Source organism: Bacillus sp. SRB_8 (assembly GCF_003264205.1).
Classification (GTDB): Bacteria; Bacillota; Bacilli; order Bacillales; family Bacillaceae_G; genus Bacillus_A; species Bacillus_A mycoides.
Genome location: NZ_NADT01000123.1, coordinates 1 through 365, shown reverse-complemented (window position 1 = coordinate 365; position 365 = coordinate 1). Strand labels below are relative to the sequence as shown.

The following is a 365-nucleotide window of genomic DNA, read 5'->3' as shown; positions in this document are numbered from 1 at the left end:
GAAGTTTTAGCAAGTATCCCCGGGTATCCAAGTTGCAATGTATCCCGCATTGCTTGCTTGACGGAAGTACGATCTCGTTGAGTATTTGTTTGTAACGAACTAGATACATTTTGAGTGGGCTCTGCTTTTACAATTGAGGCTGGCGTTGTGTATAACAGGGAACTTCCAGCTATTAAAAGAGCCAGACTTGCAAATGTAATTTGACTACGTGTTTTCATAAGGCATTCCTCTCCTCTATTCATATTGTATAGGTGGTTGCTTGATATTTCATACTCACCACACAGCTATCATCTCTACCGATGACAAAAAGTCAACATTGAATTCGTAATCATCTTCATAATGATTATTTTTACAAGCTCCATTCT

At 38.6% G+C, this 365-nt stretch carries 1 pseudogene; it reads right to left on the bottom strand.

Annotated elements, in window-relative coordinates:
- Positions 1-242: pseudogene (locus tag B5P40_RS32205) on the bottom strand (serine hydrolase domain-containing protein); the annotation flags it as partial.
- Positions 243-365: the final 123 nt, after the last annotated feature.